Origin of the sequence: Amycolatopsis sp. NBC_01480, from assembly GCF_036227205.1 — a bacterium.
Taxonomy (GTDB): domain Bacteria; phylum Actinomycetota; class Actinomycetes; order Mycobacteriales; family Pseudonocardiaceae; genus Amycolatopsis.
Genome location: NZ_CP109442.1, coordinates 628471 through 643119, shown reverse-complemented (window position 1 = coordinate 643119; position 14649 = coordinate 628471). Strand labels below are relative to the sequence as shown.

The following is a 14649-nucleotide window of genomic DNA, read 5'->3' as shown; positions in this document are numbered from 1 at the left end:
CCAAGTATGTCCACTCAATCCCCGCTCGAAGCGCTGCGCGCCCGGCTGCCCGAGTTGATGTCGCGTGACGAGCATCGGCTTCGGCGGCGGCTGGACGGTGCCCGCAGGGCCCGTGACAAGCAGGCCGTGGCCGAAAAGCTGGCGGCCGACTTCGACGCCGCCGAGCTGCAGGTGCAGCGCCGGCGCGAGAACGTGCCGAAGATCGAGTACCCGGCCGAGCTGCCCGTCAGCCGGCTCAAGGACGAGATCGGCGACACGATCCGCGACCACCAGGTGGTGATCGTCGCGGGGGAGACCGGCTCGGGCAAGACCACGCAGCTGCCGAAGATCTGCCTGGAGCTGGGCCGCGGCATCCGCGGCCAGATCGGGCACACGCAGCCGCGGCGGCTGGCCGCGCGCACGGTCGCCGACCGGATCGCCGGCGAGCTGAAGACCGAGCTGGGCGACGCCGTCGGCTACAAGGTCCGCTTCACCGACCAGTCCGGACAGGACACCCTGGTCAAGCTGATGACCGACGGCATCCTGCTGGCCGAGATCCAGACCGACCCGATGCTGCGCCAGTACGACACGCTGATCATCGACGAGGCGCACGAGCGCAGCCTCAACATCGACTTCATCCTCGGCTACCTCAAGCAGCTGCTGCCGCGCCGGCCCGACCTCAAGGTGATCATCACCTCGGCGACCATCGACCCGGAGCGATTCTCGGAGCACTTCAACAAAGCACCGATCGTCGAGGTTTCCGGCCGGACTTACCCGGTCGAGGTCCGCTACCGGCCGCTCGTCGACCCGGACGACCCCGGCGCCGACCCGGACCGCGACCAGACGCAGGCCATCGCCGAGGCCGTCGAGGAGCTGTGCGCCGAGGGCCCGGGCGACGTGCTGGTGTTCCTCTCCGGCGAGCGCGAGATCCGCGACACCGCGGACGTGCTCAACCGGCTGGACCTGCGCAACACCGAGGTGCTCCCGCTGTACGCGCGGCTTTCGTCCGCCGATCAGCACCGGGTGTTCCAGCGCCACACCGGCCGTCGCATCGTGCTGGCCACGAACGTCGCCGAGACCTCGCTGACCGTGCCGGGCATCAAGTACGTGATCGACCCGGGCACCGCGCGCATCTCCCGCTACAGCCACCGCACGAAGGTGCAGCGGCTGCCGATCGAGCCCGTCTCGCAGGCATCGGCCAACCAGCGCAAGGGCCGCTGCGGCCGGACCTCGGACGGCATCTGCATCCGGCTGTACTCCGAGGACGACTTCGACGCCCGGCCCGAGTTCACCGACCCGGAGATCCTGCGCACCAACCTGGCGTCGGTGATCCTGCAGATGACCTCGCTCGGGCTCGGCGACATGGCCGCGTTCCCGTTCGTGGAGCCGCCGGACCGCCGTCAGATCGCCGACGGGGTGCAGCTGCTGCAGGAGCTGGGCGCGTTCGACGCGAACGAGACCACCCGCCTGACCGAGACCGGGCGCCAGCTCGCGCTGCTGCCCGTGGACCCGCGGATGGCGCGCATGGTGCTGGAGGCCTCGCGCAACGGCTGCGTGCGTGAGGTGATGATCATCGCCGCCGCACTGTCCATTCAGGACCCGCGCGAGCGGCCGGCGGAGAAGCAGCAGGCGGCCGACGCCCAGCACGCCCGGTTCGCCGACCCGACCTCGGACTTCCTGGCCTACCTCAAGCTCTGGGACTACCTGGCCGAGCAGCAGAAGGCGCTGACCGGCAACCAGTTCCGCCGGCTGTGCCGCAGCGAGTACCTGAACTACCTGCGGGTGCGCGAGTGGCAGGACATCTTCAGCCAGCTGCGTCAGCTCGCGAAGCCGCTGGGCATCGCGTTGAACACCACGCCGGCCGAGCCGCAGCGGGTGCACACCTCGCTGATCGCCGGGCTGCTTTCGCACATCGGGCTCAAGGACCCGGCGAAGGGCGATTACCTCGGCGCCCGCGGCGCGCGGTTCAGCGTGTTCCCGGGCTCGTCGCTGTTCAAGAAGCAGCCGCGCTGGGTGATGTCGGCCGAGCTGGTCGAGACCTCGCGGCTGTGGGGCCGGGTCAACGCGCGGATCGAGCCGGAGTGGGTCGAGCCGCTGGCCGCGCACGTGGTCAAGCGCAATTACTCCGAGCCGCACTGGGAGCGCAAGCAGGGCGCGGTGATGGCGGTGGAGAAGGTGACGCTGTACGGCGTCCCGCTGATCGCCGACCGGCGAGTGAACTACGGCCGCATCGACCCCGAGCTGTCGCGTGAGCTGTTCATCCGCCACGCGCTGGTGGAGGGCGACTGGCAGACGAACCACAAGTTCTTCGCCGAGAACCGCGCGCTGCTCGACGAGGTCGAGGACCTGGAGAACCGGGCGCGGCGCCGCGACATCCTGGTGGACGACGAGACGCTGTTCGAGTTCTACGACCAGCGCGTGCCGGCCGACGTGGTTTCGGTGCGGCACTTCGACAGCTGGTGGAAGAAGGCCCGGCGCGACGACCCGGACGCGCTGTCGTTCGAGAAGTCCATGCTGATCAACGAAACCGCGGGCGGGGTGCGCGAGTCGGACTACCCGGACTCGTGGACGCAGGGCTCGCTGGTCTTCAAGCTCACCTACCAGTTCGAGCCGGGCGCGGACGCCGACGGCGTCACTGTGCACATCCCGCTGCCGGTGCTGAACCAGGTGAGCGCCGACGGCTTCGACTGGCAGGTGCCCGGCCTGCGCGAGGAACTGGCGACGCAGCTGGTCAAATCGCTGCCGAAGGCGTTGCGGCGCAACTTCGTGCCGGCACCGGACACCGCGAAGTACGTCCTTTCGCGAGTGTCCCCTTCGGACGGTCCGCTGGTCGACGTGCTCTCGGACGAGTTGGAGGCGCTGCGCGGCGTCGAGGTGCCGTACTCCGCGTGGGACCTCGCGGCGGTGCCGGAGCACCTGCGGATGACGTTCCGGATCGTCGACGAGCGGGGCAAGAAAGTCGCCGAGGGCAAGGACATCGAGGAGCTGAAACGGCGGCTGGCCCCCCGCGTGCGCGAGACGATTTCCCGCGCGGCCAACAGCATCGAGAAGGCGGGGCTGACCGCGCCCGCGTTCGGCGAGCTGCCGAAGGTGTTCGCTTCCAAGCAGCGCGGGCACGACGTCAAGGCGTACCCGGCGCTGGTGGACGAGGGCGCGTCCGTGGCCGTGCGGCTGCTGGACACCCCGGCGCAGCAGGAGCACGCGATGTGGGCCGGCACGCGGCGGATGCTGCGGCTGAACCTGAACTCGCCGATGAAGTTCATCACCCGCTCGCTGTCGAACTCCTCGAAGCTGGTGCTGAACCGCAATCCGCACGGCAGCGTCGCCGCGCTGCTGGAGGACTGCGTCGACTGCGCGGTGGACTCGCTGATGGCCGCGGCCGGCGGCCCGGTCTGGGCCGAGGCGGGTTTCGCGAAGCTGCTGGAGCAGGTGCGCGCGGGCCTCAACCCGGCCGTGCTGGACGTGCTGACGGAGGTGGAGCGCATCCTGCGCGCGGCCAACGACGTCGAGACGCAGCTGCCGGACGCCCGCGGCCCGGCGGAGTCACTGGCCGACATCCGCGCCCAGCTGGACGGCTTGGTGTACCCGGGTTTCGTGACCGAAACCGGCGCGCCCCGGCTGCGCCACGTGGTCCGCTACCTGCGCGGCATCGAGCGCCGCCTGGAGAAGCTGCCCACCGAGCCCACCCGCGACCTCCAGCGCACGGCCGACGTCGCCTGGATCACCGGCGAGTACCGCGCGGCGCTGGCTTCCCTGCCGCCGGGCACGTCTTCGCCGGCGCTGAACGAGGTGCGCTGGATGATCGAGGAACTCCGGGTCTCGTTCTTCGCCCAGACGCTGGGAACCGCGCATCCGGTTTCGCTCAAACGCATCACCAAGGCACTGGACGACGCGTTCGCCTGAGGGCTTGCGTTCATTTCACGATGAACGCAACGGTCGCCACTCCCGCCGAGAGCATCCCCGCGAATGCGGAAAAAGTGGCGGCCTGACCACCCACTCCGCTGAACACTCGCCGGGCTGCTTTGCTCCACGCCTGCTGCCGGATCATCAACTTGAACTTCTGCGACTTGTGCTGCCGCAAGTGACAGCCCATGAGAAGACCGTAGGCGTTGTTGCGGCAGAACTCGCCCCGGCGAGTGTCGGCGCAACACCACATCGGCGATTGGAACAGGCAGTAGAGGACGACAAAAGCCGACAGGATCGCGATCGCTCCGGGACCGACGGAAGGCATGAACCACAACAGGACCACGGCGGCGAGAAGAAGATATCCCCAGAGACTTCCCAGTAGTTTTCTTGTCGACTTTCGCATCATGTGATCTCAACGTAGTGATCGACGGCCCGGCCACGATAGCGCTGCACGGCTGATTTCGGGCTCGTTGAACAATCGCAAACTGTACGAGCAGCTACTCCCGTTGCTCCGAACGACTGGCTTGTCGGGTAGGCCGTGTGGTCGGTGATCATTCGCCGGGCTGGTGGGACGGGTGATGCGGTACAACCTGGCGTCGCAACGATCTCCCGCATCAGGTGGGCGAGTTTCGTGCCCTGCCCCGGAAACGCCGATCCAGCACCAGGCTCGCCATCACACAGGCCATGATGCCACCCAGTGCGCCGAACACCACCGGATTGGTCCAGGAGGGGACGCCCTCGTAGGTGGTGCCGTCCTCGAAGACGCAAGTCCAGTGCAGGGGCAGGAAACCGCCGTCCATGTGGTCGAGCGGGGCGCTGGCGGGGACGATCTCCTTCGCGCACCGTTCCCGGACCTCGTCGATCGCGGTGAGGGCGCCGCCCGCGAGGTAGGCCAGAAGGGCGAGCCCGAACAGCAAGGGGACGGCGGTCCAGAGCGCGGTTGTGGTGCGGGACAGTGAGCGCGCCATCGTGTTCCCCCAGGTTCGGCCGGATGACCATTCTGCCAAGGGATCGACAGCCGCCTACTTCGCGTCTGCGTACGTCTCCACCGGGGCGATGTGCATGGGGAACCGGACCGGGCAGGCCTCGCCGAACAGCAGACGGGCGGATTCCGCCACGCTGGCTTCGATGAGGTCCGACACTTCGCCCGCGAGGGCGGCCGGGGTGTGCACGATGACCTCGTCGTGCTGGAAGAAGACCAGGTGGGCGGGAGCGGGCAGCCGCTGGCGCAGGGTCGCGAGCAGTACTGCGGTCATGTCCGCCGCGCTGGCCTGCACGACGAAGTTGCGGGTGAACCGGCCCCAGCCGCGGGACGCGCGGCGGGCGCGGGTTTCCGCGGCCTCGTCGTCGGCGACGCCGCCGGTCAGGGCTCGCCACGCCGCCGACGGGGCGGGGGAGGTGCGGCCCAGGCGGGAGCGCACGCGTTCGCCGCGTTCGCCAGCCGCGGCAGCATGCTCCACATAGGACACGGCGTCCGGGAAACGCTGGCGCAGCAAGGCCAGCAGCGGGCCGGCCTCGCCGGAGGTGCCGCCGTACATGGCCGACAGCATGGCGATCTTCGCCTTCGACCGGTCGTCGCGCGTGTCGCCGGCGACCACCGGCACGTACCTCGCGCCGGAGAACAGCGCCTCGCCCAGGCGGGCGTACAGGTCCGTGGCCGCGGCGACCTCCGCGAGCCGGCGGTCGCCGGACAGTGCCGTGAGCACCCGTGGCTCCAGCTGCGCCGCGTCGGCCACCACCAGCGACCAGCCCGGGTCGGCCCGGACGCACGTGCGCAGCACCTTGGGGATCTGCAGCGCCCCGCCGCCGCGCGTGGCCCAGCGCCCCGACACCACCCCGCCGACGATGTAGTGCGGCCGGAACCGCCCGTCGGCGACCCATTCCTCGAGCCAGGCCCAGCCATTGGCCGAGTGCAGCCGGGACAGCTCCTTGTACTCCAGCAACGGTTCCACGGCCGGATGGTCGATCTCGCGCAGGAAGTGCTTACGCGCCGACGGCACCTCGATGCCCTCGCGCGCCAGCGCCCGCACCACGCTCGGCGGCGAGTCCGGGTTCACCGCCCGGCCGCCGAACGCCTCGGTGATCCGCGCCGCCAGCTCCACCAGCACCTTCGGCCGCTGCCCGGCCGGGACCCGCGGCCCCAGCCGCCGTTCGAGCAGCTCCAGGTGCAGGTCGACCCGCCACGGCAGCCCGTCGGCCGTCATCTCCTCCGCGGCCAGCGCGCTCGCGGACTCCGCGGCCAGCAGCAGCCGCATCCGCCCGGGCATGGGCAGGGCCGCGACCCGCTTCTCCTGCTCCGCCAGCACCCGCCGCGCGGCGGCCAGCACCGTCACCCCGGCCGGCAGCCCCGGCCCGCGCGGTGAGAACAGCGTCGGCTGCGCCACCTCGCCGACACCCCCGCCGGCGAAAGCGGGCCCGTCGTCCGGCGGCTCCTGCCCGTTCGCCCGCGCCCACGCCGCCCGCAGGCTCCGCGACTGCCCCTCCTCTCCCTCGTACGCCAGCAGCAAGCCCTCGGCCAGGCTCAGGTCGTGGCACCGCCGCACCCGCACCCCGGCCGCGACCAGCACCGGGTAGAGCGCCGCCACCGACGGGAACACCCATCGCGGCGCCCCGTCCGCCTCCCGACGCCGCACCTCGGCCACCCACTCGGCCTCGGACAGCCCGGTCAGCGGCCCCGACGGGTCGTCGATCGTGTAGCCGGAGTCCTCCTCCTGCCCGGTGATCACCTGCACCCCCGCATTGTGCGCGACGGCACCGACAATTCCGGGCGCCGAACCCGGCCGCGGCTGCCTGGTGCATGCCGGCCCGGCTTCGGCTACTGTCGAGTAGCCCCCATACCGCCGGTACGCCGACGGCGGTGTGGCTCTCTCTCCCGCCGCAGCAACGGAGGTGCCCGGATGAGATACCCGGCCGGTGTGTCCGAGCTCGCCAGCCTGGTCACGGACAAGGTGACGGAGACCGTCCGCAGCGTCGACGTGATGCGCCGCGCGGGCCTGGTCCCGTTCCCCCGCCTCGACGAGGGGGTGCGGTCGCTGGTCGCGCTCCGCAAGTACGGCCCGTTCGCCGGGGCCAACCACATCGCCGCCCGCCGCGACCCCACGGCCGTCGGGATCATCGACGAGCTCGGCCCGCTCACCTTCAAGCAGCTCGACGACCAGTCGAACGCGCTGGCCAGGGCCTGGTCCGAGCGCGGCCTCGGCCCGGGCTCGGTGATCGCCGCGCTGTGCCGCGACCACCGCGGGCTGGTGCTGACCATGGCCGCGTCCGGCAAGCTCGGCGCGCGCCTGCTGCTGATGAACACCGGGTTCGCGAAGCCGCAGCTGGCCGACGTCGCCGAGCGCGAAGGCGTCACGGCGCTCGTCTACGACCAGGAGTTCACCGGCCTGCTGGACGCGATCTCGCCGTCGGTCGACCGGTATCTGGCCTGGGTCGACCAGGTCCAGGACCACTCCGGCCGGGCCATCCCGGTGCTCGACGAGGTCATCGCCAGCACCGACGACCGGCCGGTGCCCTCGCCGGTCAAGCCCGGCGGGTTCGTGCTGCTCACCAGCGGCACCACCGGCACGCCCAAGGGCGCGCCGCGGCCGCACACCTCGGCACTGGCGTCGGCCCAGTTCCTGGACCGCATCCCGCTGCGCGCCGGCGAAGCGACGTACATGGGCGCGCCGCTGTTCCACGGCACGGGGCTTTCTCAGTTCATCCTGTCCTTCGCGCTCGGCTGCACCGTGGTGATGCGGCGGAAGTTCAGCCCGGAGGAGGCGCTCAAGGGCATCGCCGAGCACCGCTGCACCGCGCTGGTCCTGGTGCCGACGATGCTCCAGCGGATCGTCGACCTGCCCGCGGAGACCCGCGCGAAGTACGACACCTCGTGCCTGCGGATCATCTTCGTCGCGGGCTCCGCGCTGTCACCGGACCTCGGCAATCGCGCGAACGAGGAGTTCGGCCCCGTGGTGCACAACCTGTACGGCTCCACGGAGGTCGCGGTCGTCACCGTCGCGACGCCGGAGGACTGGCAGCGCGCGCCCGGCACCGTCGGCCGCGCGCCGGTGGGCTGCCGCGTCGCGCTGTACGACGAGACCGGCAAGAAGATCACCGAGCCGCACGTGACAGCGCGGGTGTTCGCCGGCAGCGGCCTCAGCTTCGGCGGCTACACCGACGGGCGGCACAAGGAGATCATCGACGGCCTGCTCTCCAGCGGCGATGTCGGCCACTTCGACGAAGAAGGCCTGCTCTTCATCGACGGCCGCGACGACGAGATGATCGTCTCCGGCGGCGAGAACGTGTTCCCGATCGAGGTGGAGAACCTGCTCGTCGAGCGCGAGGACGTGGTGGAGGCGGCGGTGATCGGCGTCGAGGACGCGGACTTCGGCCAGCGCCTCAAGGCTTTTGTCGTGCGGGCCGAGAATTCGACCCTGGACGTCGAGGGCGTGCGCGAGTACGTGAAGGCCAACCTGGCCCGCTACAAGGTCCCGCGCGACGTCGAGTTCCTGGACGAGCTGCCGCGCAACGCCACCGGAAAGGTCCTGCGCTCGAAGCTTTCCTGATCAGGGCTCGTGAGTGTTCATGACGGTTAGAACCGTCCGCAACACTCACGAGTCCTCTTCCCATTCGATGCCGTAGAGGCCCGGCCCGAAGTCCAGTGCCACCGCGTGGACGCCGTGCCCGCCGTCGAGTTCGAGGCGGCGGCGGGACGGCGTTCCGTCGTTCGGGCGGGCGTACTGCCAGCACCGCGCGGGCACGGCCTCGGGCGTGAACCGGACCTCCAGCAGGTATTCGCGCACCGGCCGCCGGAACTCGCGATAGTGCGTGTTCCGGCATTCCGGGTACGGCGGGCCCGAGTTGGTCAGCGTGTACTCGATCAGATGCGTCTCACCGCGGTCCACCGTGCGTTCGAAAAGCAGCTCGGCGACGAGGATGCCGTGCGCGTCGTCCACTTCGGCCCGGCCGACGCGGCAGTTGCGGACCGCGTGCAGCTCGGGCACCGTCGCGGAGTCTCCTTGGGTGTACACCAAAAGCCAGCGGTCCTGGCCGTCCGCGCCGGCTTGGAAGACCGCGCGCGCCGTGACCGAGCGCTGGCCGCCGTCCTCGGCGATCTCGCACAGGTCGTGCAGGCCGACGAGCTTGAGCTGGTTCTGCTGGTCCAGCGCGTTCGGCGCGCCGACGCGGTCGAGCAGCGGCTGCAGCGTCTCGCGGGTGAAGGTGAGCGGCTCCTCGCCGGCGCGGTCCCGCCGCGCCGCGCTGCCCCGCGGCCGGGGCGGCGGCAGCAGGCCGAGCAGCGAACCGGTGGGCACGCCGAGGATCTCTTCCAGCACCCGCACCGCGGACAGCGAACCGGACCGTTCGGGCTGGCGCTTGCCGGACTGCCAGTAGCTCAGCGCGGTGACGCTCACCGCCGTGCCGCGGGCGCGCAGCCGGGCCTGGATCCGGTCGAGGGAGAGCCCGCTGGTGGCGATGGCGGCCCGCAGCGCGGCCGCGAACGCGGTCCGCTCCTGCGCCGCGCCCGGTCCGGCGCCGTTCGCAGCTCCACCCGCCATGTCCTGATCCGACCGTCCCCGCCGCTGGTCCGTTCACCTGGAGTGCCCAAGCCGACACGCAGACGTTAGCAGGGTCCGCCCTGATCAGGGCGTAGTCGTTGGAGCGAACGGCCTAGTACTGGCAACTGTGAACCATTGCCCGGACCTGCGCAGCCGAGTTTGTATGGCCTTCGTACCCGTCGCGCCCGGGCCCCCGGCGCGGCGTTTTCTTCGGCCCCGGCAGCCGGTCCGCGCCCCGTGCACCGCCGATGGCCGTACCTGGTACCGGTGGCCCGGCGATGCCCCCAGCGCCGGGCCACCGGTTTGGTTACCAGCCGGTAGGATCCGGTTCATGGTCCTGCGGCAGAACATCCTGATCACCGGCGCCAGCTCGGGCCTCGGCGAGGGCATGGCCCGGCAGTTCGCGGCCCGCGGCCGCAACCTCGCGCTCTGCGCGCGGCGCACCGACCGGCTGGACCGGCTGGCCGCCGAACTCAAGGCGGCCTACCCGGGCATCACCGTCGTCACCAGCAGCCTCGATGTGAACGAGCACGACCGCGTTTTCACCGTGTTCGACCGGTTTCGCGCCGATCTCGGCTCGCTCGACCGCGTGATCGTCAACGCGGGCCTCGGCAAGGGCCAGCCGGTCGGCACCGGCCGGTTCGACGCCAACCGGCAGACGCTGGAGACCAACTTCGTCGCCGCGGCCGCCCAGATCGAGGCCGCCGCCGGGATCTTCCGCGAGCAGCGCGACGGGCACCTCGCGGTGCTGTCCTCGTTCATGGCGATCCGCGGGCTGCCCAAGAACTCCACCGCGTACGCCGCTTCGAAGGCGGGTATTTCGGCGTTTGTCGCGGGCACGCGGGCGGAACTGCGCCGCAAGGGCATCGCGGTCACCGAGATCCGGCCCGGCTACATCGAGTCCGAAATGTACAGCCGGGTCGGCGGCAGCCCGCTGGCCACGCGCGCGGAGGCCGGCGCTCGCGCACTGGCGAAAGCGGTCGAGGCCGAGCCGAAGCTGGCGTACGTGCCGTCGTGGCCGTGGGTCCCGCTGTCCCTGGCCGTGCGGCTGGCCCCGGAGAGCCTGCTGCGGAGGTTCGCATGAGCGCAACCGAGGGGACGGTCGACGTCCGCGCCGAGGACAGCTTCGACGCTGCCGCCGTGCACGCCTGGCTGTCCGGCCGGGTGCCGGGGCTCGGCGACCGCCCGCCGGCGGTCCGGCAGTTCCCCGGCGGCGCGTCCAATCTGACGTACCTGCTCGCCTACCCGGGCCGCGACCTGATCCTGCGACGCCCGCCCGCGGGCCGCAAAGCCGTTTCAGCGCACGACATGCGGCGCGAGTACCGCGTGCAGCGCGCGCTGAGGCCGGTGTTCCCGTACGTGCCGGAAATGCTCGCATTCGGCACCGATGAAGACGGCCCGCTGGGCGGCGACTTCTACGTGATGGAGCGGCTGAGCGGTCTGATCCTCCGCGGCGACCTGCCCGCCGGCCTCGACCTGACGCCGCAGCAGGCGCGCGAGCTGTCCGGCCGGGTTGTCGACCGGCTCGTTCAGCTGCACTCGGTGGACGTCGACGCGGCCGGGCTGGCCGACCTCGGCAAGGGCGCGGGCTACGTCGAGCGCCAAGTCCGCGGCTGGACCGGACGCTTCGAGAAAGCCCGCACGGACGACGTCGGCGACTTCGCCGAGGTGATCGGCTGGCTGGACGGGAACCGGCCCGGCGAGACCCGGATCTGCTTGGTCCACAACGACTACCGCCTCGACAACCTGGTCCTCGACGGCCCGGAGACCCTTCAGATCACCGGCGTCCTGGACTGGGAGCTGGCCACCCTCGGCGACCCGCTGATGGAGCTGGGCAGCACCCTGTCCTACTGGGTCCAGGCCGATGACGACGACGTGATGAAGGCCAGCCGGCGCCAGCCCACGCACCTGCCCGGCATGTACACCCGCGAAGAGTTCGTCGCCCACTACGCCGAAGCCGCCGGCATCGAGGTCGGCGACTGGCGGTTCTACGAGGTGTACGGGCTGTTCCGGCTCGCCGTCGTGATCCAGCAGCTCTACCGCCGTTACTGTGACGGCGACACGCACAACCCGGCGTTCAAGGACTTCGGGTCGTTCGTCAGCTACCTCGAATGGCGCTGCCGCGAGGTCATCACGAAGGGAAGGGCCTGAATGGGCGCCATCTACCTCGTCCGCCACGGCCAGGCCTCGTTCGGTGCCGAGGACTACGACGCGTTGTCCGAGCGCGGGTTCGAACAGTCCACTGTGGTCGGTGCGGAGCTGAAGCGCCGCGGGGTGAGCTTCAGCCAGGCCCGTTCCGGCTCGCTCGCCCGGCAGCGGGACACCGCCGCCACCGCGCTGAAGGCGCTCGGCGCGGGCGTTTCCGTGGTCGAAGACCCGCGCTGGAACGAGTACGACCACGTCGACATCGCCCGGCACTACGCCGGCGGCGCGGCCCAGGAAGACTCCCGCGCGTACCAAAGCGTGCTCGACGCCGCGTTGCGCGCCTGGGTCGAGGCGGGCGCGGACGGGCCGTGCGCCGAGACGTGGCCGACGTTCCTCGCGCGCTGCACGGACGCGCTCGCCGACGTCGTCGCGTCACTCGGCAAGGGGGAGCACGCGGTCGTGTTCACCTCCGGCGGGGTGATCGGCGCGGTCTGCGGCGCGCTGCTGGGCACACCGGAGACCGGCCTGCTGAAGCTCAACCGCGTCACGGTCAACGGCGGCATCACCAAGGTGACCTCGGGCCGCGGCGGGGTGAACCTGCTGACCTTCAACGAGCATTCGCACTTCGACGGCGACGCCGCCGGGCTGCTGAGCTACCGGTAGCTCAGCGTCCCGTCCACTGTGGACTACGGCCGGCGGTCCAGGCGGCGTAGAACTCCTTGTGGTCCTTGGCCGTCATGAGCAGCGCCTGGGTGATCGCCTCCAGCTCGATGGCGCCGCCGAGGTCGGTGTCGAGTTCGCGGGTCAGCAGGACCTTGGTGGTGGAGTAGGCCAGCGCCGGCCCGTCGGCCAGACGCCGGGCGAGTGCCTGCGCCGCGGCCGGCAGCTCCTCGTCGTCGACGACCTGGGTGGCCAGTCCGATCGTTTCGGCGCGGGCGGCCTCGAGCTTGTCGCCCAGCATCAGCAGTTCCGTGGCGCGGCCGAGGCCGACCAGGCGCGGCAGCAGGTACGCCGCGCCCATGTCCGCGCCGGCCAGCCCGACCTTGGTGAACAGGAAGGCGAACTTCGCCGAGCGCGCCAGCAGCCGGAAGTCGCTGGCCAGCGCGATCACCGAGCCCGCGCCCGCGGCGATGCCGTTGACCGCGGCGATCACCGGGATCGGCGTCTCGCGCAGCGCCTTCACCACGGCGCCGGTCATCCGCGTGAACTCCAGCAGCTCGGCCGTTTCCATCTTCTGCAGCTCGCCGATGATCTCCTCGACGTCGCCGCCCGAGCAGAAGCCGCGGCCGCGCCCGGTGATCACCAGCACCCGCACATCGCCGCGGTGCGGCAGCTCCAGCACCAGGTCCCGCAGGTCCGCGTAGACGTCGAAGGTGAGCGCGTTCAGCTTGTCCGGCCGGTCGAAGGTCAGCGTCGCGACGCCGTCGTCCACCGTGAAACCGAAGTGCTCCCACGATTTCGTGAGCGGGGGCGTGGCGCGGAACGGGCTCATTTCTGGATTCCTCCACCGTCGAGTACAAGGGTCTGTCCGTTGATCGCGGCGGCTTCGTCCGCGGCCAGGAAAGCCACCGCGAAGGCGACCTCCCGGGGTTCGAGCAGGCGCCCGAGCGGGGACGACGCGGCGAGCGCGGCTTCGGCGGCCGCCTCGTCCCGGCCGGTGCGGTCGTGGATGCGGGCGATCGAGTCCGCCGTCATGTCGGTGCGCACGAACGCCGGGCACACCGCGTTCGCCGTCACGCCGGTGCCGGCGACCTCCGCCGAAACCGCGCGCATCAGCCCGACCGCCGCGTGTTTCGACGCCGTGTACCCGGCGGTGTAGCGGTAACCGGCGTGGCCCGCGGTCGACGCCACCGTGACGATCCGGCCGCGGTCGCGCTCCCGCATCCCCGGCAGGACCTCGCGGGTGCACAGGAAGGCGCCGGTGGCGTTGACCGAGAGCTGGCTCTGCCAGTCGTCCAAAGTGGTCTTCGCGGTGGGCGCGCTCGACGAGACGCCGGCGTTGTTCACCAGGACGTCCACCGGGCCGACGCCGGCGAAGTACGCGCGCACGGCCGCCTCGTCGGTCACGTCGCACTCCCGGCGGCCGGGGGCGAGCACGGTGTCGCCGGCCGCGGCGAAGTGCGCGGCGATCGCGGCGCCGATGCCGCGGGTTCCGCCCGTGACGACCACCAGCCTCGTCATCCGGCTCCTCTCCACGCTGGGAAGCAGGTCACACCCGGAAAGCTACACCGCAGCGGGCTGGGGTGTATAGAGTCGTCCCGTGCCCGAACCGAACGCCGCCGGCCCGCAGGAGCTGGTGATCACGCTGCTCGGCAGCTACGTGTCGCCGCGCGAGAGCCGGCGCGTCTGGTCCGGCGGCCTCGTCACGCTGCTCACCGAGCTGGGCTTCTCCGACGGCGCCGCCCGGATCGCGCTGACCCGGCTGGTGCGCCGGGGCCTGCTCGCCCCGCACCGTGACGGGCGGCTGGTGCACTATTCGCTCACCCCGCGCACCGTGGCGCTGCTCGCCGACGGCGACCGGCGGATCTTCGGCCTCGGCCGCGGCGACCGGCCCGCCGGCACCTGGACCGTGCTGTGGCCGGGCATCCCGGAGAGCCGGCGCCCGGCGCGCGAACGGCTCGTGCGGCGGCTGCGGTTCCTCGGTTTCGGCCCGGTGCAGGACGGCACCTGGATCGCGCCGCACGACCGGGAGGCCGAGGTGCTCGCCCTGCTGGCCGAGCTGGACGTGACCGAGCACGCCGGGCTGATGCTCGGCACCCCGTCGGCGGCGCTCGACGTACGCCGCTTCGCCGGGCGCGCCTGGGACCTGGACGAGCTTTCCGCGCGGTACGACGCCTTTGTCACCGAATTCGGGAGCTGCCCCCGGGAAACGCTCAGCGATGCCGAGGCGTTTTCCGTGCGGACCCGGCTGGTGCACACGTTCCGGGTGTTCCCTTCGCTCGACCCGGAGCTGCCCGGCGAGCTGATCCCCGCGCCCGGGCGGCGCGCGGCGGCCATCACGCTGTTCCACGACCTGTACACGGCGCTGGCCCCCGCGGCCCAGCGCCATTTCGACAGTGCCATTTCCGCCATTTCCACGAGGTGA

Annotated in this window: 12 protein-coding genes; 6 read left to right on the top strand and 6 right to left on the bottom strand. The window is 71.2% G+C overall.

Annotated elements, in window-relative coordinates:
- Nucleotides 1-57: 57 nt before the first annotated feature.
- Nucleotides 58-3882, top strand: coding sequence for an ATP-dependent RNA helicase HrpA (gene hrpA / locus OG371_RS03090; RefSeq protein WP_442876141.1), 3825 nt, complete (start codon nt 58-60; stop codon nt 3880-3882).
- A gap of 10 nt (nt 3883-3892) precedes the next feature.
- Here the strand turns inward: hrpA and OG371_RS03085 are convergent, their stop codons facing one another.
- The 3 genes from OG371_RS03085 to OG371_RS03075 form a co-directional block, all read right to left on the bottom strand.
- Nucleotides 3893-4291 (bottom strand): hypothetical protein, encoded by a 399-nt coding sequence (locus OG371_RS03085; RefSeq protein ID WP_329065316.1) that lies wholly within the window; start codon nt 4289-4291, stop codon nt 3893-3895.
- A gap of 208 nt (nt 4292-4499) precedes the next feature.
- On the bottom strand, nt 4500-4853 hold the full coding sequence (locus tag OG371_RS03080; protein WP_329065314.1) for a hypothetical protein: 354 nt from the start codon (nt 4851-4853) through the stop codon (nt 4500-4502).
- Between the two features lie 54 nt (nt 4854-4907).
- Complete coding sequence (locus tag OG371_RS03075) at nt 4908-6617, bottom strand: bifunctional 3'-5' exonuclease/DNA polymerase (RefSeq protein ID WP_329065312.1); 1710 nt, start codon at nt 6615-6617, stop codon at nt 4908-4910.
- A 165-nt stretch (nt 6618-6782) separates the two neighbouring features.
- Here OG371_RS03075 and OG371_RS03070 point away from each other — a divergent pair, with 165 nt between their 5' ends.
- Complete coding sequence (locus tag OG371_RS03070; RefSeq protein ID WP_329065310.1) at nt 6783-8429, top strand: acyl-CoA synthetase; 1647 nt, start codon at nt 6783-6785, stop codon at nt 8427-8429.
- Between the two features lie 45 nt (nt 8430-8474).
- On the opposite strand, the gene OG371_RS03065 is transcribed toward OG371_RS03070, so the two are convergent.
- Complete coding sequence (locus tag OG371_RS03065) at nt 8475-9419, bottom strand: hypothetical protein (RefSeq protein ID WP_329065309.1); 945 nt, start codon at nt 9417-9419, stop codon at nt 8475-8477.
- A gap of 331 nt (nt 9420-9750) precedes the next feature.
- Here OG371_RS03065 and OG371_RS03060 point away from each other — a divergent pair, with 331 nt between their 5' ends.
- The 3 genes from OG371_RS03060 to OG371_RS03050 are packed head-to-tail and all read left to right on the top strand — an operon-like array spanning nt 9751 to nt 12227.
- On the top strand, nt 9751-10503 hold the full coding sequence (locus tag OG371_RS03060) for an SDR family oxidoreductase (protein WP_329065307.1): 753 nt from the start codon (nt 9751-9753) through the stop codon (nt 10501-10503).
- On the top strand, nt 10500-11570 hold the full coding sequence (locus tag OG371_RS03055) for a phosphotransferase family protein (RefSeq protein WP_329065304.1): 1071 nt from the start codon (nt 10500-10502) through the stop codon (nt 11568-11570). The genes OG371_RS03060 and OG371_RS03055 overlap by 4 nt, the downstream gene beginning before the upstream one ends.
- Nucleotides 11571-12227: a histidine phosphatase family protein gene (locus OG371_RS03050; protein WP_329065303.1), complete on the top strand. Its 657-nt coding sequence runs from the start codon at nt 11571-11573 to the stop codon at nt 12225-12227.
- Between the two features lies 1 nt (nt 12228).
- On the opposite strand, the gene OG371_RS03045 is transcribed toward OG371_RS03050, so the two are convergent.
- Nucleotides 12229-13056 carry an enoyl-CoA hydratase family protein gene (locus tag OG371_RS03045; RefSeq protein WP_329065301.1) on the bottom strand — a complete coding sequence of 276 codons (828 nt, stop codon included), beginning with the start codon at nt 13054-13056 and terminating at the stop codon, nt 12229-12231.
- A complete protein-coding gene (locus tag OG371_RS03040; protein WP_329065299.1) occupies nt 13053-13745 on the bottom strand; it encodes an SDR family NAD(P)-dependent oxidoreductase in 693 nt (230 codons plus the stop codon). Before OG371_RS03040 ends, OG371_RS03045 begins: the two co-directional genes overlap by 4 nt.
- Before the next feature lie 79 nt (nt 13746-13824).
- Here OG371_RS03040 and OG371_RS03035 point away from each other — a divergent pair, with 79 nt between their 5' ends.
- Nucleotides 13825-14649, top strand: coding sequence for a PaaX family transcriptional regulator (locus OG371_RS03035; protein WP_329065297.1), 825 nt, complete (start codon nt 13825-13827; stop codon nt 14647-14649).

Excerpts from the sequence above, each read along its gene's own strand:
- OG371_RS03080 (WP_329065314.1), bottom strand. The coding sequence starts at position 4,853 with ATGGCGCGCTCACTGTCCCGCACCACAACCGCGCTCTGGACCGCCGTC.
- OG371_RS03055 (WP_329065304.1), top strand. The coding sequence starts at position 10,500 with ATGAGCGCAACCGAGGGGACGGTCGACGTCCGCGCCGAGGACAGCTTC.
- OG371_RS03065 (WP_329065309.1), bottom strand. The coding sequence starts at position 9,419 with ATGGCGGGTGGAGCTGCGAACGGCGCCGGACCGGGCGCGGCGCAGGAG.
- OG371_RS03085 (WP_329065316.1), bottom strand. The coding sequence starts at position 4,291 with ATGATGCGAAAGTCGACAAGAAAACTACTGGGAAGTCTCTGGGGATAT.
- OG371_RS03050 (WP_329065303.1), top strand. The coding sequence starts at position 11,571 with ATGGGCGCCATCTACCTCGTCCGCCACGGCCAGGCCTCGTTCGGTGCC.
- OG371_RS03040 (WP_329065299.1), bottom strand. The coding sequence starts at position 13,745 with ATGACGAGGCTGGTGGTCGTCACGGGCGGAACCCGCGGCATCGGCGCC.
- OG371_RS03060 (WP_329065307.1), top strand. The coding sequence starts at position 9,751 with ATGGTCCTGCGGCAGAACATCCTGATCACCGGCGCCAGCTCGGGCCTC.
- OG371_RS03045 (WP_329065301.1), bottom strand. The coding sequence starts at position 13,056 with ATGAGCCCGTTCCGCGCCACGCCCCCGCTCACGAAATCGTGGGAGCAC.
- hrpA (WP_442876141.1), top strand. The coding sequence starts at position 58 with ATGTCGCGTGACGAGCATCGGCTTCGGCGGCGGCTGGACGGTGCCCGC.
- OG371_RS03070 (WP_329065310.1), top strand. The coding sequence starts at position 6,783 with ATGAGATACCCGGCCGGTGTGTCCGAGCTCGCCAGCCTGGTCACGGAC.